Annotated in this window: 15 protein-coding genes and 3 tRNA genes; 8 read left to right on the plus strand and 10 right to left on the minus strand. The window is 68.4% G+C overall.

Annotated features, from left to right (window positions below; translation table 11 throughout):
- Nucleotides 1–25 precede the first annotated feature (25 nt).
- From hrpA to NRF20_RS21905, 3 genes are all read left to right on the plus strand, one after another.
- Entirely contained in the window at nucleotides 26–3,970 is a 3,945-nt protein-coding gene (hrpA, locus tag NRF20_RS21895; protein ID WP_413753127.1) for an ATP-dependent RNA helicase HrpA, read from the plus strand.
- A gap of 115 nt (nucleotides 3,971–4,085) precedes the next feature.
- Nucleotides 4,086–4,160, plus strand: a tRNA-Asp gene (locus NRF20_RS21900).
- Nucleotides 4,161–4,299: 139 nt separating this feature from the next.
- Nucleotides 4,300–4,542 (plus strand): DUF6274 family protein, encoded by a 243-nt coding sequence (locus NRF20_RS21905; RefSeq protein ID WP_398628563.1) that lies wholly within the window; start codon nucleotides 4,300–4,302, stop codon nucleotides 4,540–4,542.
- 513 nt (nucleotides 4,543–5,055) lie between these two features.
- Here the strand turns inward: NRF20_RS21905 and bldC are convergent.
- Both bldC and NRF20_RS21915 read right to left on the minus strand, forming a co-directional pair.
- Nucleotides 5,056–5,262, minus strand: a complete 207-nt coding sequence (gene bldC / locus NRF20_RS21910) for a developmental transcriptional regulator BldC (protein ID WP_003949541.1) — start codon at nucleotides 5,260–5,262, stop codon at nucleotides 5,056–5,058.
- A 524-nt stretch (nucleotides 5,263–5,786) separates the two neighbouring features.
- Entirely contained in the window at nucleotides 5,787–6,632 is an 846-nt protein-coding gene (locus NRF20_RS21915; RefSeq protein ID WP_398628562.1) for a hypothetical protein, read from the minus strand.
- A 176-nt stretch (nucleotides 6,633–6,808) separates the two neighbouring features.
- Between NRF20_RS21915 and NRF20_RS21920 the strand changes: the two genes are divergently transcribed.
- Both NRF20_RS21920 and NRF20_RS21925 read left to right on the plus strand, forming a co-directional pair.
- Nucleotides 6,809–7,900 (plus strand): Leu/Phe/Val dehydrogenase, encoded by a 1,092-nt coding sequence (locus tag NRF20_RS21920; protein ID WP_398628561.1) that lies wholly within the window; start codon nucleotides 6,809–6,811, stop codon nucleotides 7,898–7,900.
- A gap of 312 nt (nucleotides 7,901–8,212) precedes the next feature.
- Nucleotides 8,213–8,470, plus strand: a complete 258-nt coding sequence (locus tag NRF20_RS21925) for a DUF3073 domain-containing protein (RefSeq protein ID WP_030929682.1) — start codon at nucleotides 8,213–8,215, stop codon at nucleotides 8,468–8,470.
- Nucleotides 8,471–8,646: 176 nt separating this feature from the next.
- On the opposite strand, the gene purM is transcribed toward NRF20_RS21925, so the two are convergent.
- From purM to purS, 8 genes are all read right to left on the minus strand, one after another.
- Nucleotides 8,647–9,720, minus strand: a complete 1,074-nt coding sequence (gene purM, locus NRF20_RS21930) for a phosphoribosylformylglycinamidine cyclo-ligase (RefSeq protein WP_398628560.1) — start codon at nucleotides 9,718–9,720, stop codon at nucleotides 8,647–8,649.
- A gap of 60 nt (nucleotides 9,721–9,780) precedes the next feature.
- Nucleotides 9,781–11,307 carry an amidophosphoribosyltransferase gene (gene purF / locus NRF20_RS21935; RefSeq protein WP_114245671.1) on the minus strand — a complete coding sequence of 509 codons (1,527 nt, stop codon included), beginning with the start codon at nucleotides 11,305–11,307 and terminating at the stop codon, nucleotides 9,781–9,783.
- Nucleotides 11,308–11,776: 469 nt separating this feature from the next.
- The gene (locus NRF20_RS21940) at nucleotides 11,777–12,598 is read right to left on the minus strand and encodes an META domain-containing protein (RefSeq protein ID WP_413753128.1); all 822 of its coding nucleotides are present in this window, start codon (nucleotides 12,596–12,598) and stop codon (nucleotides 11,777–11,779) included.
- Between the two features lie 37 nt (nucleotides 12,599–12,635).
- The gene (locus NRF20_RS21945; protein ID WP_398628558.1) at nucleotides 12,636–13,436 is read right to left on the minus strand and encodes a sterol carrier family protein; all 801 of its coding nucleotides are present in this window, start codon (nucleotides 13,434–13,436) and stop codon (nucleotides 12,636–12,638) included.
- Nucleotides 13,437–13,447: 11 nt separating this feature from the next.
- Entirely contained in the window at nucleotides 13,448–14,146 is a 699-nt protein-coding gene (locus NRF20_RS21950) for a TetR/AcrR family transcriptional regulator (protein WP_398628557.1), read from the minus strand.
- Between the two features lie 399 nt (nucleotides 14,147–14,545).
- The gene (gene purL, locus NRF20_RS21955; RefSeq protein ID WP_398628556.1) at nucleotides 14,546–16,795 is read right to left on the minus strand and encodes a phosphoribosylformylglycinamidine synthase subunit PurL; all 2,250 of its coding nucleotides are present in this window, start codon (nucleotides 16,793–16,795) and stop codon (nucleotides 14,546–14,548) included.
- Nucleotides 16,792–17,472, minus strand: coding sequence for a phosphoribosylformylglycinamidine synthase subunit PurQ (gene purQ, locus NRF20_RS21960; protein ID WP_093894672.1), 681 nt, complete (start codon nucleotides 17,470–17,472; stop codon nucleotides 16,792–16,794). The genes purL and purQ overlap by 4 nt, the downstream gene beginning before the upstream one ends.
- Nucleotides 17,469–17,729 carry a phosphoribosylformylglycinamidine synthase subunit PurS gene (gene purS, locus NRF20_RS21965; RefSeq protein WP_176729353.1) on the minus strand — a complete coding sequence of 87 codons (261 nt, stop codon included), beginning with the start codon at nucleotides 17,727–17,729 and terminating at the stop codon, nucleotides 17,469–17,471. Before purS ends, purQ begins: the two co-directional genes overlap by 4 nt.
- 384 nt (nucleotides 17,730–18,113) lie before the next feature.
- On the opposite strand from purS, the gene NRF20_RS21970 reads away from it, so the two are divergent.
- The 3 genes from NRF20_RS21970 (at nucleotide 18,114) to NRF20_RS21980 (ending at nucleotide 18,877) form a co-directional block, all read left to right on the plus strand.
- Nucleotides 18,114–18,449, plus strand: a complete 336-nt coding sequence (locus NRF20_RS21970; RefSeq protein WP_266359562.1) for a histone-like nucleoid-structuring protein Lsr2 — start codon at nucleotides 18,114–18,116, stop codon at nucleotides 18,447–18,449.
- A 185-nt stretch (nucleotides 18,450–18,634) separates the two neighbouring features.
- Nucleotides 18,635–18,706 (plus strand) — tRNA-Gly (locus tag NRF20_RS21975).
- A gap of 98 nt (nucleotides 18,707–18,804) precedes the next feature.
- A tRNA-Gly gene (locus tag NRF20_RS21980) sits at nucleotides 18,805–18,877 on the plus strand.
- Nucleotides 18,878–18,879 lie beyond the last annotated feature (2 nt).

Consider the following 18,879-nt stretch of genomic DNA (forward strand, 5'->3'; position numbering starts at 1 on the left):
ACCCGGGTGAGATCCTGGGCTCCGTATGTCTACTTCCTTCGCTGATCTCCAGTACCGGCTCGGACAGCTCTCGCTCCGCGATGCACACCGGCTCGGCCGCCGTCTCGAAGGGGCGCGCCGCATCCGTAAGCCCGAGGCCCGGCAGACCGTGCTGGACGAGATCGCCACCGAGGCCGGAAAGGCAGCCGAGCGGCTCGCGCTGCGTGCCACGCGGATGCCTGCCCTGTCGTACCCGGAACAGCTCCCGGTCAGCCAGAAGAAGGACGAGATCCTGGAGGCGATACGCGACCACCAGGTCGTGATCGTCGCCGGGGAGACCGGCTCCGGCAAGACCACGCAGATCCCGAAGATCTGTATGGAGCTGGGGCGCGGTGTCCGGGGCATGATCGGGCACACCCAGCCGCGCCGGATCGCGGCCCGAACGGTCGCCGAGCGTGTCGCCGACGAGCTGAAGACCCCGCTGGGCGAGGCGGTCGGCTGGAAGGTCCGCTTCACCGACCAGGTGAACCCCGACGCGACGTTCGTCAAGCTGATGACGGACGGCATCCTGCTCGCCGAGATCCAGACGGACCGCGAGCTGCGCGCGTACGACACGATCATCATCGACGAGGCCCACGAGCGGTCGCTGAACATCGACTTCCTGCTCGGCTATCTGGCCAGGCTGCTGCCCAAGCGCCCGGATCTGAAGGTCGTCATCACGTCGGCGACGATCGACCCCGAGCGGTTCGCGCGCCACTTCGGCGAGGCACCGATCGTCGAGGTCAGCGGGCGTACGTACCCGGTCGAGGTGCGCTACCGCCCACTCCTCGAGGAGGAGGGCGACGACTCCGACCGCGACCAGATCACCGCGATCTGCGACGCCGTCGACGAGCTCCAGTCGGAGGGCCCCGGCGATGTCCTGGTCTTCCTCTCCGGCGAGCGCGAGATCCGCGACACCGCGGACGCGCTGAACAAGAAGAACCTCCGCCACACCGAGGTGCTCCCCCTCTATGCCCGCCTCTCGCACCACGAGCAGCACCGCGTCTTCCAGCGCCACACGGGACGCAGGATCGTCCTGGCGACCAACGTCGCCGAGACCTCGCTGACCGTCCCCGGCATCAAGTACGTGATCGACCCGGGCAACGCCCGCATCTCCCGCTACAGCCACCGCACCAAGGTCCAGCGGCTGCCGATCGAACGGATCTCGCAGGCCAGCGCCAACCAGCGCAAGGGCCGCTGCGGGCGTACGTCGGACGGCATCTGCATCCGGCTGTACTCCGAGGACGACTTCCTGACCCGTCCGGAGTTCACCGACCCCGAGATCCTGCGTACGAACCTGGCCTCCGTCATCCTCCAGATGACCGCGGCCGGCCTCGGCGACATCGAGAAGTTCCCCTTCATCGACCCGCCGGACCACCGCAACATCCGCGACGGCATCCAGCTCCTCCAGGAACTCGGTGCGCTCGACCCGGACGAAAAGGATCCGAAGAAGCGGCTCACCCAGCTCGGCCGGAAGCTCTCGCAGCTGCCCGTCGACCCGCGCCTGGCCCGCATGGTCATCGAGGCCGAGCGCAACGGCTGTGTGCGCGAGGTCATGGTGATCGCCGCCGCGCTCTCCATCCAGGACCCGCGCGAGCGGCCCTCGGACAAGCAGACACAGGCCGATCAGCAGCACGCCCGCTTCAAGGACGAGACCTCCGACTTCCTGGCGTTCCTGAATCTGTGGCGGTATATCCGCGAGCAGCAGAAGGAGCGCGGCTCGTCCAGCTTCCGCCGGATGTGCAAGCAGGAGTATCTGAACTTCCTGCGCATCCGCGAATGGCAGGACATCTACGCGCAGCTGCGTACCGTCGCCAAGCAGATGGGCATGCATCTGGAGGAGCCCTCGGCGGACCTGGCCGCGCCCGAGCAGTCGGTGCACACCTCACTGCTGGCCGGGCTGCTCTCGCACATCGGGCTGAAGGACACCGAGAAGAACGAGTACCTGGGTGCCCGCAGCGCCAAGTTCGCGATCTTCCCCGGATCGGCGCTCTTCAAGAAGCAGCCACGGTTCGTGATGTCGGCCGAGCTGGTCGAGACGTCCCGGCTGTGGGCGCGGGTCAACGCCAAGGTCGAGCCGGAGTGGATCGAGCCGCTGGCCCAGCACCTGCTGAAGCGCACCTACAGCGAACCGCACTGGGAGAAGGACCAGGCGGCGGTGATGGCGTACGAGCGCGTCACGCTCTACGGAGTGCCGATCGTCGCCCAGCGCAAGATCAATTTCGGCCGTATCGACGCCGAGGCCTCCCGCGACCTGTTCATCCGCAACGCCCTGGTCGAGGGCGACTGGCGGACGCACCATCAGTTCTTCCACGACAACCGCAAGCTCCTCGGCGAGGTCGAGGAGCTCGAGCACCGTGCGCGGCGCCGCGACATCCTCGTGGACGACGAGACGCTCTTCGACTTCTACGACCAGCGCATCCCCGATCACGTGGTGTCCGGGGCGCACTTCGACTCCTGGTGGAAGCACAAGCGCCGCGACGAGCCGGACGCGCTGGACTTCGAGCGCTCGATGCTCATCAACGAGAAGGCCGGGGCCGTCACCAAGGACGACTACCCCGACTCCTGGCGGCAGGGGAAGCTCAAGTTCAGGGTGACGTACCAGTTCGAGCCCGGTGCGGACGCGGACGGTGTGACCGTCCACGTCCCGCTCCAGGTGCTCAACCAGGTCACCGCCGAGGGCTTCGACTGGCAGATCCCGGGCCTGCGCGAGGAAGTGGTCACCGAGCTGATCCGCTCGCTGCCCAAGCCGATCCGCCGGCACTACGTCCCCGCGCCGAACTACGCGGGCAAGTTCCTGGACCGGGCGGTCCCCCTCCAGGAGCCGCTCCCGGTCACGCTGGCCCGGGAGCTCCAGCGCATGGTCGGCGTCCCGGTCGGCGCCGACGACTTCGACCCGACCCGCATCCCGGACCACCTGAAGATCACTTTCCGGATCGTCGACGAGCGGCGCCGCAAGGTGGCCGAGGACAAGGACCTGGAGGCGCTGAAGCTCCAGCTGCGCCCCAAGGCCCGTCAGGCCCTCTCCAAGGCCGCCGCGGCCACTGCGGGGCCCTCGGGCGAGTCCATCGAGCGTTCGGGCCTCACGGACTGGACGATCGGCACCCTGAACCGCGTCTTCGAGACCCGCCGGGCCGGCCAGCCGGTCAAGGCGTACCCGGCTCTCGTCGAGCAGGAGGGAGCCGCGGCAGACACAGTGGCCGTACGGCTCTTCGACACCGAGGCCGAGCAGCAGCAGGCGATGTGGCGCGGCACCCGGAAGCTGATCCTGCTGAACATCCCGGTGAAACCGGCGAAGTTCGCCTCGGACAAGCTGACGAACCAGCAGAAGCTGGCTCTGTCCCGCAATCCGCACGGCTCCATCCAGGCGCTCTTCGAGGACTGCGCGACTGCGGCCGCCGACCGGCTGATCGGCGCGCACGGCGGCCCGGCCTGGGACGAGGAGTCGTTCCGCAAGCTGTACGACAAGGTGCGCGCCGACCTCGTGGCGCTGACCGAGCACACGGTCAAGCAGGTGCAGCAGGTACTGGCCGCCTGGCATGCCTGCGAGCGGCGCCTGAAGGCCACCAACAGCCTCGTCCTGGTCAACAACGTCACCGATGCACGGGACCAGCTCGCGGCCCTTGTGCCGCCGGGCTTCGTCACCGCGACCGGGCTGCGCCGACTGCCCGACCTGATGCGCTATCTGGTCGCCGTGGACCGCCGGCTCCAGCAGATGCCGACGGCCGTCCAGCGCGACACCACGCGCATGGAGAAGGTCCACGAGATGCAGGACGAGTACGCCTGGCTGCTCGAACAGATGCCGCGGGGCAGGCCCGTTCCGCAGGAGGTCCTGGACATCCGCTGGATGGTCGAGGAGCTCCGGGTCAGCTATTTCGCGCACGCCCTGGGGACGGCCTACCCCGTCTCCGACAAGCGGATCATGAAGGCGATCGACGCGGCGGCCCCGTGAGACAGCCCCGGTCGGAGCCGTAACGGAACCACCACCTTCGGTGAGGTCGACCAGACCCTCTGACCTGCTGTACAGTCTGTCTTCGCAGGCAGCCGCAAGGCAGCCGCGAAAACCTGGTCCTGTGGAGCAGTTTGGAGTGCTCGCCACCCTGTCAAGGTGGAGGCCGCGGGTTCAAATCCCGTCAGGACCGCAGTAACGAAAGCCCGGATCCTTCTGGATCCGGGCTTTCGCGTGTCTTGACTCCGGCAACTGCCGACGAGTACTCAGACAACAGGGGCCGCCCCTGTTCCCCGGCGCGGGGCGGCAGTCCACACCGGGAGGTGGCACGTATGGCGGCGTCCACTGGGCACGAGACCCACGCACTCCTGCGCGCCCACCTGGCCGCCGCTTCCGGCTACCGCCACCTCACTCGCCACTGTCCGATCTGCCATCGGCTCCTGCGGCTCACCATGGAGCCCGTGGCGGCCTCCCGGACCGCATCCCCACCCAGACCGCCGGTCCTGTGCGCGGGGCGCCAGGACGGCGCCCTCGAAGGCCGGGAGGCACAGGACGAAAGCCCCTCGGCCGGGTGACCAATGGCGCGGCATTCCGCTTCCTGAAGGTGGCAGGCTCGTACTTGGCAAGGCTCATGCAGTGTGACGGGAGTCACCGAATGAGTTTTGAGAAGGGGTGACTTTACACCCTTCCTACAACTGGCGAATTTAATATGTGCAATTGCACCACTCGGACGGGAGTGCCGCGGGGCCTTCCGAACCACCCCGGCCCGACTGCCCCGGGGCGGTCGGGAACAGTCCCGCACAGACCCGCGCAAGCCCGCACGGCACCCTGGCCGGAGCCAACCGGACGCCCGGTTTCCAGCGACGCCCGAGCCGCCCGGGTCAGCGCGGGCCGGGAGGCCTCCGGCCCCTGGGGGCACAAAAAAGATCGCGCTGGACCCGGCGGAGTCCAGCGCGATCGAACGACGCACCCGTATTGCACAGGTATGGCGCCCGTTGGGGCGGGCGCCCGTCATTTGGAGCTATGGGTGGGCCTGTACGAGTTGGGGTACCCGGAAGCCCAGTTGTGGCGCGGCGACAGGGGGTGTGTCAGGCCTCGCTGCGCTGCTGCGGAATACCCGCAAGCAGTGCGCGGACCTCTGCCTCGCGGTACCGGCGATGTCCACCGAGCGTGCGGATGGACGTGAGCTTGCCCGCCTTGGCCCAGCGGGTAACCGTCTTCGGGTCCACGCGGAACATCGTGGCAACCTCAGCCGGGGTCAGCAGCGGCTCGGCATCAGGGGTGCGAGCGGTCATGAGCGGCCTCCTCGGGAGAACCGAACCATCTCGGTTCTTTCCTCTTAAATTCTGCACCTTGACCCGCGTTGCCCGAAATGGCGGACGCGGGCCGAGTCGGTTATAGGACGAACGGCTTGTCCTCGGCACTACAACTACACCATCCGTCCAGCCTCGTCGGCCAAACCGATGGAATTGCCCTCCCAGGTGTTCATCAGCGACGGAAGCCGATGGACTATGCCATAGCGGACAGTCACACCGCCGTGACGATCAGTCACAGAGTGATCAGGAGCCACCAGACCCCCCATAGCGTGCAATGCTGAGCATTCCGCCCCTAGTTGGACGGAAGGAGCCCTCCCCGGACTCCTTGTCCTATTTTGGCACGAGGAGTAGGGAAGGGCGCAAGGGCCCCGTTAGTGCTATCCGTCACGCTTGAGGCAAAGGCCCGGTTCGGGACGTAGGTCCTAGGACCACTGAGGTACGCTTCCGCCTCTTCATCCTCACGTGCCACATGGGTCACAGGTTCAGACGCGGATGAGGCCCTGTCAGTTGGCGAATTGACGATCCCTTACCGCCCGCCAGCGCTCCGCCAGCCGCCCGTACGCCTCACTCGCCCCTTCGGCGTCGCCGGCCTGCAGAGCGGCGATGCCCTCGGCCACATCGGCGGCCGAGCGGTCCCCGGCGAGCTGCGCCGCCGGCAGTGCGTGCACCAGACCCGCATAGTCCAGCTCGACCAGTGCGCGCGGATGGAACTCCTCCAGCCAGCGCCCCACGTCGACGAGCCCCTCGGTCAGCGGCCCTTCGTCCACGGCCTCCCGCAGTGTCTTCAGCGCCCGGGCCAGCCGGCGCCGGGCCTGGACCATCGGCGTCCGGTAGCGCAGCACGGGCGGCTCACCGCCCTCGCCCGCCTCCGCGTACTCCCGCTCCTCGTCGGAGAAGAGCACGAACCAGCGCACCGGGACCTGCCACACCGAGGTGAGGATCCAGGGCCTGGCGTCCGGATTTCGCTCCGCCCACCGCTCGTGGTCCGCGACGGCCTGCCCGCGCACCACCGGCGGCAGCACCGCGTCGAGCACCGGCCCGGGGAACATCTCCATCAGCTCGTCCAGCGCCAGCCAGCCGCGCAGCCTGGTCCGCCACGGGCAGACACACACCACGCCGTCCATCTCGGCGACGAACGCGTCCCCGCTCTCGTGCACCGGCACGCCGACCGGCGGTGTGGCCACCAAGTCGGCGAGCGAACGGCGCAGTTCGTCCTGGGCCGTGGGAATTCGGGAGCGCCCGGCGTAACGGGCCCAGTGGTCGCGTTCGGGCTCCGGGAAGGCGGCCAGCGGCTCGTACACCCGGAGGTAGGACGCGTAAGGGACGAGCACTGAGGACACCACCGACATGCAGCAAATCGTGTCATGCCCGTACTCCGCCGGGGGGTGATCCTGGGCACTGGAACAGATCTACGTCCGCGTAGGACTTACGCTCTTGCCCAGTCGGACCGGCCGTGCCGGCCGGTCCGCGACCCTCCCCACCTTCAGGAGGGTCCTCCGCCGCTTCGTACTTGGGAGTCACCACAGTGACCGATGTGACCGGCGCGCCTGGCGATGTACTGCACACCCTGTTCCACTCGGATCAGGGGGGCCACGAGCAAGTCGTGCTCTGCCAGGACCGTGCCAGCGGCCTCAAGGCCGTCATCGCCATCCACTCCACCGCTCTGGGCCCGGCCCTCGGCGGCACCCGCTTCTACCCGTACGCCTCCGAGGAAGAGGCCGTCGCGGACGCGCTGAACCTGTCGCGCGGTATGTCGTACAAGAACGCCATGGCCGGTCTCGACCACGGCGGCGGCAAGGCCGTCATCATCGGCGACCCGGAGAAGATCAAGAGCGAGGAACTGCTGCTGGCCTACGGCCGGTTCGTGGCCTCGCTCGGTGGCCGTTACGTGACGGCCTGCGACGTCGGCACGTACGTCGCCGACATGGACGTCGTCGCCCGCGAGTGCCGGTGGACCACCGGCCGCTCCCCTTCGAGCGGTGGCGCCGGCGACTCCTCGGTCCTCACCGCTTTCGGTGTCTTCCAGGGCATGCGGGCCTCCGCCCAGCACCTCTGGGGCGACCCGACGCTGCGTGGCCGAAAAGTGGGGGTCGCCGGGGTCGGCAAGGTCGGTCACCACCTGGTCGAGCATCTGCTTCTCGACGGCGCGGAGGTCGTGATCACCGATGTGCGGGAGGAGTCCGTCCGCCGCATCACCGATGAGCACCCCGAGGTCGCCGTCGCCGCGGACACCGAGGCGCTGATCCGTACCGAGGGCCTCGACATCTACGCCCCGTGCGCGCTCGGCGGCGCGCTGAACGACGACACCGTTCCGGTGCTCACGGCGAAGGTGGTGTGCGGCGCGGCCAACAACCAGCTCGCGCACCCCGGCGTCGAGAAGGACCTCGCGGACCGGTCGATCCTGTACGCACCCGACTATGTGGTGAACGCGGGCGGTGTCATCCAGGTCGCCGACGAGCTGCACGGGTTCGACTTCGACCGGTGCAAGGCCAAGGCGTCGAAGATCTTCGACACCACACTCGCCATATTCGCACGTGCGAAGGATGACGGCATTCCGCCGGCTGCCGCAGCCGACCGGATCGCCGAACAGCGGATGGCCGAAGCACGCCGTAGCTGACGGTCGCGGGGGCGTCACCCGGCGTCTCTGCCCCTTCCTGCCTGCGGACGCGCCGACCGGCGAGACAAGACTCACGCCGGTCGGCGGGTCGCATGCCAAGAAGAGGTTAAAATCGCAGTTGACCAGCGAGGACGGGGCTTCTCGCCGGTCCTCTTCCGGGGCACGTGATGCGGGCGGCGTACCGTATGGCCGCGGAAGCAGGTACCGTTAAAGCCCTACGGGCACGGTCTCTCTGCCGAGAGTCCGTCCTGAAACATGAACGCGTGTCAAGACTCTGGGGCCGTCGAGCCCCGTCACCGAGGGGGTCGAGCCATGGGGCGCGGCCGGGCAAAGGCCAAGCAGACAAAGGTCGCCCGCCAGCTGAAGTACAGCAGCGGCGGGACTGACCTGTCGCGTCTGGCCAATGAGCTGGGCGCATCGCCTTCGAGTCAACCACCGAACGCAGAGCCGTTCGAGGACGACGACGAGGAAGATGACCCGTACGCACAGTACGCGGATCTGTACAACGACGACGAGGACGAGGACGAGGACGATCAGTCCGGTCCGTCGTCACAGCGCCGCGGCGCTTGACCTCGCGCTGACACATCAACCCGGTCCGGGCCTGTCCCGGACCGGGTTCTGTGCTGCCCCGATCCGGTCCGGCCGCTGGGGCGGCCTTCGGTGTCCTCGATCGCCGTGGACGGGTTGGAAACCCGGCGACCGAGGACGAAGCGGTCACCGGGTGACCCCGGTGTGCCCGCCCGTGCCTATCGCGCGTAGTCGCCCACCAGCTCGGCACCCGAGGTGTGCGCCCCGCGCTCCGAGATCTCGCCCGCGACCCAGGAGTCGACCCCGCGGTCGGCCAGCGTCGTCAGGGCGACGTCCACGGACTGCTCCGGGACGATCGCGATCATGCCGACGCCCATGTTCAGCGTCTTCTCCAGCTCCAGCTGCTCGACCTGCCCCGCCTTGCCGACCAGGTCGAAGACCGCGCCGGGCGTCCAGGTGGAGCGGTCGACCCTGGCGTGCAGTCCGTCCGGAATGACCCGGGCCAGGTTGTTGGCCAGGCCGCCACCGGTGACGTGGCTGAAGCCGTGCACCTCGGTCGTACGGGTGAGGGCCAGGCAGTCCAGCGAGTAGATCTTGGTGGGCTCCAGGAGCTCCTCGCCGAGCGTCCGCCCGAACTCCTCGACCTCGCGGTCCAGCGCCCAGCCGGCCCGGTCGAAGACCACGTGACGGACGAGCGAGTACCCGTTGGAGTGAAGACCGGACGACGCCATGGCAATCACGACGTCACCCTTACGGATACGTTCCGGGCCGAGCAGCTGGTCGGCCTCGACCACGCCCGTACCGGCGCCCGCGACATCGAAGTCGTCCGGACCGAGGAGACCCGGGTGCTCGGCGGTCTCGCCGCCGACCAGGGCGCAGCCGGCGAGGACACAGCCTTCGGCGATGCCCTTCACGATGGACGCGACGCGCTCGGGGTGCACCTTGCCGACGCAGATGTAGTCGGTCATGAAGAGCGGCTCGGCACCGCAGACGACCAGGTCGTCGACGACCATGCCGACGAGGTCGTGGCCGATGGTGTCGTACACGCCCATCTTGCGGGCGAGGTCGACCTTCGTGCCGACGCCGTCGGTGGCGGAGGCGAGCAGCGGACGCTCGTAACGCTTGAGGGCCGAGGCGTCGAAGAGGCCGGCGAAACCGCCGAGGCCGCCGAGGCCCGCGACCTCGGGGCGCTGCGTCTTCTTCACCCACTCCTTCATCAGCTCGACGGCGCGGTCGCCGGCCTCGATGTCGACGCCCGCTGCCGCGTAGGAAGCACCTGTTGTCTCAGACATTGCCTGGGATCTTTCGTGTGGAAATACGGGGCTGGTGGCCAGGGGTGTACGGCTGGGCCGTCACGGACGACGCAGTGCGTCGGACGCGGCGGTTGCCGCAGGGCCTGCCGCCAGCTCGGTCTCCAGCAGCTGCTTGCCGAGCAGCTCCGGGTCCGGCAGCTCCATCGGGTACTCACCGTCGAAGCAGGCGCGGCACAGGTTCGGCTTGGCGATCGTCGTCGCCTCGACCATCGCGTCGAGCGAGATGTACGCGAGCGAGTCGGCACCCATCGACGTGCAGATCTCGTCGACCGTCATGCCGTTGGCGATCAGCTCGGCGCGGGTCGCGAAGTCGATGCCGAAGAAGCAGGGCCACTTCACCGGCGGGGACGAGATCCGGATGTGGATCTCGGCGGCGCCGGCCTCACGGAGCATCCGGACCAGTGCGCGCTGGGTGTTGCCGCGGACGATCGAGTCGTCGACGACCACGAGACGCTTGCCCTTGATGACTTCCTTGAGCGGGTTCAGCTTGAGGCGGATGCCCAGCTGGCGAATGGTCTGGGACGGCTGGATGAAGGTCCGGCCGACGTACGCGTTCTTGACCAGACCGGCACCGAACGGGATGCCGCTGGCCTCCGCGTAACCGATGGCGGCGGGGGTGCCGGACTCCGGGGTCGCTATGACCAGATCGGCCTCGACCGGGGCCTCGGCGGCCAGCTTGCGGCCCATCTCCACGCGGGAGAGGTACACGTTCCGCCCGGCGATGTCGGTGTCGGGGCGGGCCAGATAGACGTACTCGAAGACACAGCCCTTGGGCTTCGCTTCCGCGAACCGCGAGGTGCGCAGGCCGTTCTCGTCGATGGCGACGAGCTCACCCGGCTCGATCTCGCGGACGAAGCTGGCGCCGCAGATGTCGAGGGCGGCGGACTCGGAGGCCACCACCCAGCCGCGCTCGAGACGGCCGAGAACCAGCGGGCGGATGCCCTGCGGGTCGCGGGCGGCGTAAAGGGTGTGCTCGTCCATGAAGACGAGGGAGAAGGCGCCCTTCACATCGGGGAGCACCTTCGCGGCGGCCTCCTCGATGGTGAGCGGCTTGCCGTCCTCATCGGTCTGGCCGGCGAGCAGCGCGGTCACCAGATCGGTGTCGTTCGTCGCGGCGACCTGGGTGGCGCGGCCGTCCTTGCGGGGAAGATCGGCGACCATCTCGGCGAGCTGGGCCGTATTGACCAGGTTGCCGTTGTGACCCAGGGCGATCGAGCCGTGCGCGGTCGCACGGAACGTCGGCTGCGCGTTCTCCCACACCGAGGCACCGGTGGTGGAGTAGCGGGCATGACCGACCGCGATATGGCCCTGGAGAGATCCCAGAGACGTTTCGTCGAAGACCTGCGAGACCAGTCCCATGTCCTTGAAGACCAGGATCTGGGACCCGTTGCTCACTGCGATGCCCGCGGACTCCTGTCCACGGTGCTGCAGGGCATACAGTCCGAAATAGGTGAGCTTGGCGACCTCTTCACCCGGAGCCCAGACACCGAAGACGCCACAAGCGTCCTGGGGGCCTTTCTCTCCGGGGAGCAGGTCGTGGTTGAGTCGTCCATCACCACGGGGCACGCCACCGAGTGTAGGCGAGATCGACCACTGGTCCGAATTCGGGATACCGGGCCCGAGCACCGGGGAAGCGCTCCCAGGGGCGGTTCGCGGGCCGGTCCGGACAGTCACCCGGAGTGACCATGTCCGGGTAGCGGAGAGGTGCGGGACGGGGCGCGGACCGGCCGCAGGGCAGCGGTCACCCGGACCAGCGGCCGGTTACCGGCTAGTTCCGGCCACTCAGGGCACGGGGGCAGCCGGGCCGGATGGTGGCGCTGGGTGAGCCGGCCGATGCTCTGGCGCGGAGTCCGGCCGAACGTCCGTTTCGTGGTGAGCCTCACACCTGGGAGCCCGGTATGCGGCTTCCAGGGGGCCTCGGCAGAGGTGGCGTCGGGAAACCCGGCTGCCGCGGAGCCGGAGCTGTCGGCCGAGTTGCGGGCGTCCTGGGAGCGGACGGACGCCGGCCTGCTGCCGTACCCGACGGGTTCCCGAGTCAGCCCCTTGTCCCGGTGGCCGATGCGCCGAGTCCCTTGCCGTTCTCCGCGGTGAGGGACAGGGTGCGGTGATCGATCCGGTACGTCGTCCGGCCGTCCAGGATCGCAAGCAGTTCGCGCTCCAGCTTCATCCGGGGGGCCGGACACATCATCTTGGTGCCGTCGATCCGGCCGAACGTGATGGTGGAACCGGAGACCACCGCGGTGCCGCGGAACCGATTGCAGCCGAGGGTGCCCTGTACGGAGCCGTCCTTGCCGAAGCTCAGTTGCGCCCTGTCCTGCGCACCCGCGGGCAGCGACGAGGCGACCGCGCCGGAGACCAGGGTGGTGACCGTCCAGGTGGTGCCGGTGAGCCGGGCCGGCTGTTGCGCCGTGAGGGCGATGGAGTCGCCGTTCTCCGCGGTCAGGGTGAGGGTCTTCTTCGCCACGGCCGCGGTGAGTTCGCCGCTGAACGCGCCGGACATGGCCGCCTCGAACCGCTGGACGTCCTTCTCGCAGGCCATTGAGGTGCTCGTGCCCGGCCCAACCGTGATCGTCTCGCCGTCGATGCGGACATCGGCGGTGAAGTGGTTGCAACCGTAGTTCCCGGTGGCCCGGCCCTTGGAGTCGATCTCGACATGGGCGCCGGAGGGGGCGGCAGTCCGCTTCCCGTCGGCCGTCACCGATTCGACGCCCCAGCGGACACCGGTGACGGGCAGATCGGTCCGCACGGCGCCACCGCCGGAACCGGGCCCCGAACCGGCCCCGGCGCCCGTCTCCGTACCGCAGGCGGCCAGGGCGAGGAGGGCCAGGACTCCGACAGCCGCACCTTGTTTACGCATGGCCCTGGGACGGTGCGGGCGGTCGTCCGGTTCCCCCTCACCCCATCAGGGGCAGCAGCACGGCGAGATCGGCCCGCTCACCGCTGGCGCCGACCTTCGCCGCGTCGAGCTCCTGGGCCCACTCCGTACGCCCGGTGGCGAGCCGGATCCAGGTGAGCGGATCGGTCTCGACGACATTGGGCGGCGTACCGCGCGTGTGCTTGGGGCCCTGGACGCACTGGACGACGGCGAACGGCGGGACGCGCACCTCGACCGAGCCGCCCGGCGCCTTCTCCGCGAGCGCGTCGGCGAGCAGCCGGGTGCAGGCGGCGAGCGCCTGCCGGTCGTACGGGATACCGAGACCGGCCGCCTCGTTCAGATCGTCGGTGTGCACGACGAGTTCGACGGTACGCGTGACCAGGAAGTCGGCCAGCCGCATCGCGCCGGCCCGGGTCGGCAGCAACCGGTCCTCCGGGGCGTCGGACACCAGCTCCTCGAACCGCCCGGCGACCTCCCCGTACAGCGCGTCCAGGTCCGGACGGTCCACGGCGAGGGCCTTGGTGTCGTCGGCGATGCACCCGGCCCGGTCCGCGGTCGAGAACGGCCATTCGAGGAGCGTCAGATCGGGCTTGGGCGAGGCGGGTTCGGGCAGCTCCAGATTCCGCGTGACGTGCGAGAGCGCCATGGTCAGATGGACGGCCAGTTCGCGCACGGTCCAGTCCCCGAGCCGGGTCGGCAGCGCCAGCTGTTCGGGCGTCAGGACGCGGACGGCTTCCCGGACATGGGCGAACTGCGCCAGGACCGCGGTGCGGGTCCTGACCGGGTCGTAGCGGCGGGCTCGTTTCTGGGACGGCGGCATGGTCCAGGAGCCTAAGGGGTGTCCAGCGGCTCAGGGTCGGACAGGCCCTGAGCACCGTCGGACCGGCTGCCCCGGGACCTGGTCGCGAAGCCGCCCAGTCCCTTGTCGAGCAGATCGAAACCGCGCTCGGCGAGCGCGACGGCATCCGGCGCCACCGCGTCCGCCGACTCCCCCGCCAGCAGCCGCATCTGATTCGCGGAGATGAGGGCGTTGCGGGTGACGATCAGCTGCGCGGCCGCGATCCGGGCGATGGACGGCTCCTCCCCCTCCTCGACCAGGACTTCGGCGAGCAGGTCGAAGGAGCGCATGGAGAACGCGTGGGCCCGGATGAGCAGCGCCGGGGTCTCCTGGATCAGCCGGCGCAGCCCGAGCACCACCGGCGCGTCGCTCAGCCCGGCGGAGGGGTCGCGGGCCTCGATGGCGGTCAGGAACTGACGCCGCACGGCGGCCACCGCGGACTCGCCGGGGCCCCGGTCCCGTACCACCCGCGCGACATCACCGATGTGCTCCTCCATGGGAGCGAGGACCAAGTCCTCTTTGCCGGCGAAGTAGTTGAAGACGGTCATCTTCGACACCTCGGCCGCCTCGGCGATCTCGGCGACCGAGACCTTGTCGAAGCCGCGCTCGGCGAAGAGCGCGGTGGCCGCGGTCAGCAGACGGTGTCGCGTCTGGAGCTTCTTGCGCTCGCGCAGGCTCATCCCCTCAGTCATGGCATCACTGTACCAGGATGAAGATTACTCTCAGATCAAATATTGACCCGATATATTTACATGGCATGGTGATGCGACGGCGGCAGCACCGCCCTGCTCCGGAGGGGAGTCCCGTCCTATCCACAGCCATGACCGGTCGGCAACGCATCATCGGGTTCGTGCTCTGCATCGCCACGATCCCGCCGGCCGTGCTCGACACGAACATCGTTTCGTCGGCGACCGTGCCGATCGTGAACAGAATTCCGCGGGCTGTCCGCATCCGCACCCCGATAGTCCATCAGCAGGAAATGCATATGCGGCTCGGCGGAATTCCCGGAGTTCCGGATCCGCCGAGCCTGACGGAACGAGGACGGCCCCGCCCATGAACCGGGCGGGGCCGTCCTCGAACAGGATCGGGCGTCAGGCGAGCAGACCCGGAATGGTCTCCTCGTGCGCCGTGCGCAGCTCGCTCAGCGGAATGCTGAACTCGCCCTGGATCTCGATCTCCTCGCCGTCCACGACACCGATACGGGCGACGGGCAGACCCCGCGCCCCGCACATGTCGTTGAAGCGGAGCTCCTCGCTGCGCGGAACGGAGACGACCGCGCGCCCCGCCGACTCGGAGAAGAGGAAGGTGAACGCGTCCAGACCGTCCGGCACGACCAGCCGGGCACCCTTCCCGCCACGGAGGCAGGACTCGGTGACCGCCTGGATCAGACCGCCGTCGGAGAGGTCGTGCGCCGCATCGACCATGCCGTCGCGGGAGGCCGAGATCAGGATCTCGCCGAGCAGCTTCTCGCGGCCCAGGTCGACCTTGGGCGGCATGCCGCCCAGGTGGCCGTGGATGACCTCGGACCAGGCCGAGCCGCCGAACTCCTCACGCGTGTCGCCGAGCAGGTAGAGGAGCTGGCCCTCTTCCTTGAAGGCGACCGGCGTACGCCGGGTGACATCGTCGATCACACCGAGCACGGCCACGACCGGCGTCGGGTGGATCGCCGTCTCGCCGGTCTGGTTGTACAGCGACACGTTGCCGCCGGTGACCGGGGTGCCCAGCTCCAGGCAGCCGTCCGCAAGACCACGGGTGGCCTCGGCGAACTGCCACATGACGTCCGGGTCCTCGGGCGAACCGAAGTTCAGGCAGTCCGAGATCGCGAGCGGCTTGGCGCCGGAGGCGGCGACATTGCGGTACGACTCCGCCAGCGCCAGCTGCGCACCGGTGTACGGGTCGAGCTTGGCGTACCGGCCGTTGCCGTCGGTCGCCATGGCCACGCCCAGGTTCGACTTCTCGTCGATCCGGACCATGCCGGCGTCCTCGGGCATCGCGAGCACGGTGTTGCCCTGCACGAACCGGTCGTACTGGTCCGTGATCCAGGACTTCGACGCCTGGTTCGGCGAAGCGACCAGCTTGAGGACCTGCTCGCGCAGCTCGGCGCCGTTCGCCGGACGGGCCAGCTTGCCCGCGTCGTCGGCCTGCAGCGCGTCCTGCCAGGACGGACGGGCGAACGGGCGGTGGTACGTCGGGCCCTCGTGGGCGACGGACCGCGGCGGCACGTCCACGATCTGCTCGCCGTGCCAGAAGATCTCCAGCTGCGAGCCCTCGGTCACCTCACCGATGACGGTGGCGATGACGTCCCACTTCTCGCAGATCTCCAGGAAGCGCTCGACGTGCTGCGGCTCGACGATCGCGCACATGCGCTCCTGCGACTCGCTCATGAGGATTTCCTCGGGCGAGAGGGAGGAGTCGCGCAGCGGAACGGTGTCCAGCTCGACGCGCATACCGCCGGAGCCTGCGGAGGCCAGCTCGGAGGTGGCGCAGGACAGGCCCGCACCGCCGAGGTCCTGGATACCGGCGACGAGCTTCTCGCCGAAGATCTCCAGGGTGCACTCGATGAGGAGCTTCTCCTGGAACGGGTCGCCGACCTGGACGGCCGGGCGCTTGGCCGGGCCGGTCGACTCGAAGGTCTCCGAGGCCAGGACCGAGACGCCGCCGATGCCGTCGCCGCCGGTGCGGGCGCCGTACAGGATCACCTTGTTGCCGGGGCCGGAGGCCTGGGCCAGGTGGATGTCCTCGTGCTTCATCACACCGATGCAGCCGGCGTTGACGAGCGGGTTGCCCTGGTAGCAGGCGTCGAAGACGACCTCGCCGCCGATGTTGGGCAGTCCCAGGCAGTTGCCGTACCCGCCGATACCCGCGACGACACCCGGGAGGACCCGCTTGGTGTCGGGGTGGTCGGCCGCTCCGAACCGCAGCGGGTCGACGACCGCGACCGGACGGGCACCCATGGCGAGGATGTCGCGGACGATGCCGCCGATGCCGGTGGCCGCGCCCTGGTAGGGCTCGATGTACGAGGGGTGGTTGTGCGACTCGACCTTGAAGGTGACCGCGTAACCCTGACCGACGTCGACCACACCGGCGTTCTCGCCGATGCCGACGAGCATCGCGTCGTTGACGGGGACCTTCTCGCCGAACTGCTTGAGGTGGACCTTGCTGCTCTTGTACGAGCAGTGCTCGGACCACATCACGGAGTACATGGCGAGCTCGGCGCCGGTGGGACGGCGGCCCAGGATCTCGCGGATCCGGGCGTACTCGTCCTCCTTGAGGCCGAGCTCCTTCCAGGGCTGCGCGACGTCCGGGGTCTCGGCCGCGTGCTTGACCGTATCCAGGCTCATGCGTTGACCAGCTTCTTGATGATCGAGGTGAAGAAACCGAGGCCGTCGGTACGACCGGTTCCGATCAACGGCTCGACGGCGTGCTCCGGGTGCGGCATCAGACCGACGACATTGCCTGCGGCGTTGGTGATGCCGGCGATGTCGCGCAGCGAACCGTTGGGGTTCACGTCCAGGTAGCGGAAGGCGACGCGGCCCTCCGCCTCCAGCTCGTCGAGGACGCGCTCGTCGGCGACGTAACGCCCGTCCATGTTCTTGAGCGGTACGGAGATCTCCTGGCCCGCGGAGTAGTCCGAGGTCCAGGCGGTCTCCGCGTTCTCGACGCGCAGCTTCTGGTCGCGGCAGATGAAGTGCAGGTGGTTGTTCTGCAGCATCGCGCCGGGCAGCAGATGCGCCTCGGTCAGGATCTGGAAGCCGTTGCAGATACCGAGGACCGGCATCCCGGCCCGCGCGTTCTCGATGATCGTCTCCATGACCGGCGAGAAGCGGGAGATGGCTCCGGCCCGCAGATAGTCGCCGTAGGAGAAGCCGCCCGCCAGGATGACCGCGTCGACCTGGTGCAGGTCCTTGTCGCGGTGCCACAGCGACACGGGTTCGGCGCCCGCGACCCGTACGGCCCTCAGGCTGTCCTTGTCGTCGAGCGTGCCGGGAAAGGTGACGACTCCGATACGAGCAGTCACTTCGACTCCTCGGCCTTCTCCACCTTCACGGTGAAGTCCTCGATGACGGTGTTGGCGAGGAAAGTCTCGGCCATCTCGTGAATACGGCTGAGGGCGGCGTCGTCGACCGGCCCCTCGACCTCGAGCTCGAAACGCTTTCCCTGACGTACGTCCGCGATTCCCTCGAAGCCGAGACGGGGCAGTGCGCGCTGCACCGCCTGTCCCTGCGGGTCGAGGATCTCGGGCTTGAGCATGACGTCGACTACGACGCGTGCCACTGGCACTCCCGGTGGTGGTGTGGTGCGGCTGTTTCTCCGGGGGGGTTCCCCAGACCCCCGCAGGTCCCCTCAGCCTACCTGGCCAGAAATTCTACGCGGGTAGATATCGAGCACCCTTGATCACGTCCAGATATCGGCCGTGACAACACATGGGGAAAGTCCTGCAAAAAAAATCCTCACCAGCAGCACACATAGAAGGCTGACACGCGGAGGTAATTGGCTGGGCTTCACAATGCGGCACCCACCGCTGTACAAATGATTACCGGGGAATGCAGCATTGCCCCTAAACAGTCGACACCGGTCGACTCGCATCCGCCTAACAGCCGGAAGGCCGGCATCAGCGCATGTCAGACGCGCCGACGCCGTAGGAAAGGACCGACATCCGTGGCTCAGCGCGTAGTGGTCACGCTCTTCGACGACATCGACGGGGGAGCAGCGGCGGAAACGGTTGCCTTCGCCCTGGACGGGAAGTCGTACGAGATCGACCTCAATCCGTCCAATGCAAAGAAACTGCGCAAGGTCCTGGCGCCGTACATGGCGGCCGGTCGAAAGCAGACAAATGCCGGTAAGCACGGCAAGACCCCTGCGTCGTACCGGCACACCTCACTCGCACCCGACCCGGCGGCCGTGCGCGCCTGGGCCCGCTCCCACCGGATGGAGGTACCGGCCCGCGGCCGGATCCCCAAGAAGGTCTACGAGGCGTTCCGCGCAGCCAGTTGAGAACCCGGCCCGCGACCGGATCGCCCGGGCCGGTCGCCGGGGCCGGCCGGTGAACGCTCGCCGCCGCTCCGGCGCACCTCTCGGCGACACCCCGTGGCCACCGACTTGCGCTACACCCCTGCAGGTCGGCTAAAGTCTGGAGCACGCCGAAGGGCAAGGCCGCAAAGCCGAACCCCACGCAGCGTGCGGGTGTAGTTCAGTAGCAGAACATCCCCCTTCCAGGGGGAAGGCGCAGTGTGCAATTCCTGTCACCCGCTCTGCATCACTCTTACCGACCACTCCGGTGAATCGGGTAGAGTAGTGCTCGCACCGCCCGGTGGATCTCCTCAAGGGGAGTACAATGAGCGGCAGCAATGCGGACGTGGCTCAGTTGGTAGAGCATCACCTTGCCAAGGTGAGGGTCGCGAGTTCGAATCTCGTCGTCCGCTCT

Source organism: Streptomyces sp. R-74717, assembly GCF_047305335.1.
GTDB classification, from domain to species: Bacteria; Actinomycetota; Actinomycetes; order Streptomycetales; family Streptomycetaceae; genus Streptomyces; species Streptomyces atratus.

Excerpts from the sequence above, each read along its gene's own strand:
- purL (WP_398628556.1), bottom strand. The coding sequence starts at position 16,795 with ATGAGCCTGGATACGGTCAAGCACGCGGCCGAGACCCCGGACGTCGCG.
- NRF20_RS21940 (WP_413753128.1), bottom strand. The coding sequence starts at position 12,598 with ATGCGTAAACAAGGTGCGGCTGTCGGAGTCCTGGCCCTCCTCGCCCTG.
- NRF20_RS21925 (WP_030929682.1), top strand. The coding sequence starts at position 8,213 with ATGGGGCGCGGCCGGGCAAAGGCCAAGCAGACAAAGGTCGCCCGCCAG.
- NRF20_RS21915 (WP_398628562.1), bottom strand. The coding sequence starts at position 6,632 with ATGTCGGTGGTGTCCTCAGTGCTCGTCCCTTACGCGTCCTACCTCCGG.
- hrpA (WP_413753127.1), top strand. The coding sequence starts at position 26 with ATGTCTACTTCCTTCGCTGATCTCCAGTACCGGCTCGGACAGCTCTCG.
- NRF20_RS21945 (WP_398628558.1), bottom strand. The coding sequence starts at position 13,436 with ATGCCGCCGTCCCAGAAACGAGCCCGCCGCTACGACCCGGTCAGGACC.
- NRF20_RS21950 (WP_398628557.1), bottom strand. The coding sequence starts at position 14,146 with ATGACTGAGGGGATGAGCCTGCGCGAGCGCAAGAAGCTCCAGACGCGA.
- NRF20_RS21905 (WP_398628563.1), top strand. The coding sequence starts at position 4,300 with ATGGCGGCGTCCACTGGGCACGAGACCCACGCACTCCTGCGCGCCCAC.
- purM (WP_398628560.1), bottom strand. The coding sequence starts at position 9,720 with ATGTCTGAGACAACAGGTGCTTCCTACGCGGCAGCGGGCGTCGACATC.
- bldC (WP_003949541.1), bottom strand. The coding sequence starts at position 5,262 with ATGACCGCTCGCACCCCTGATGCCGAGCCGCTGCTGACCCCGGCTGAG.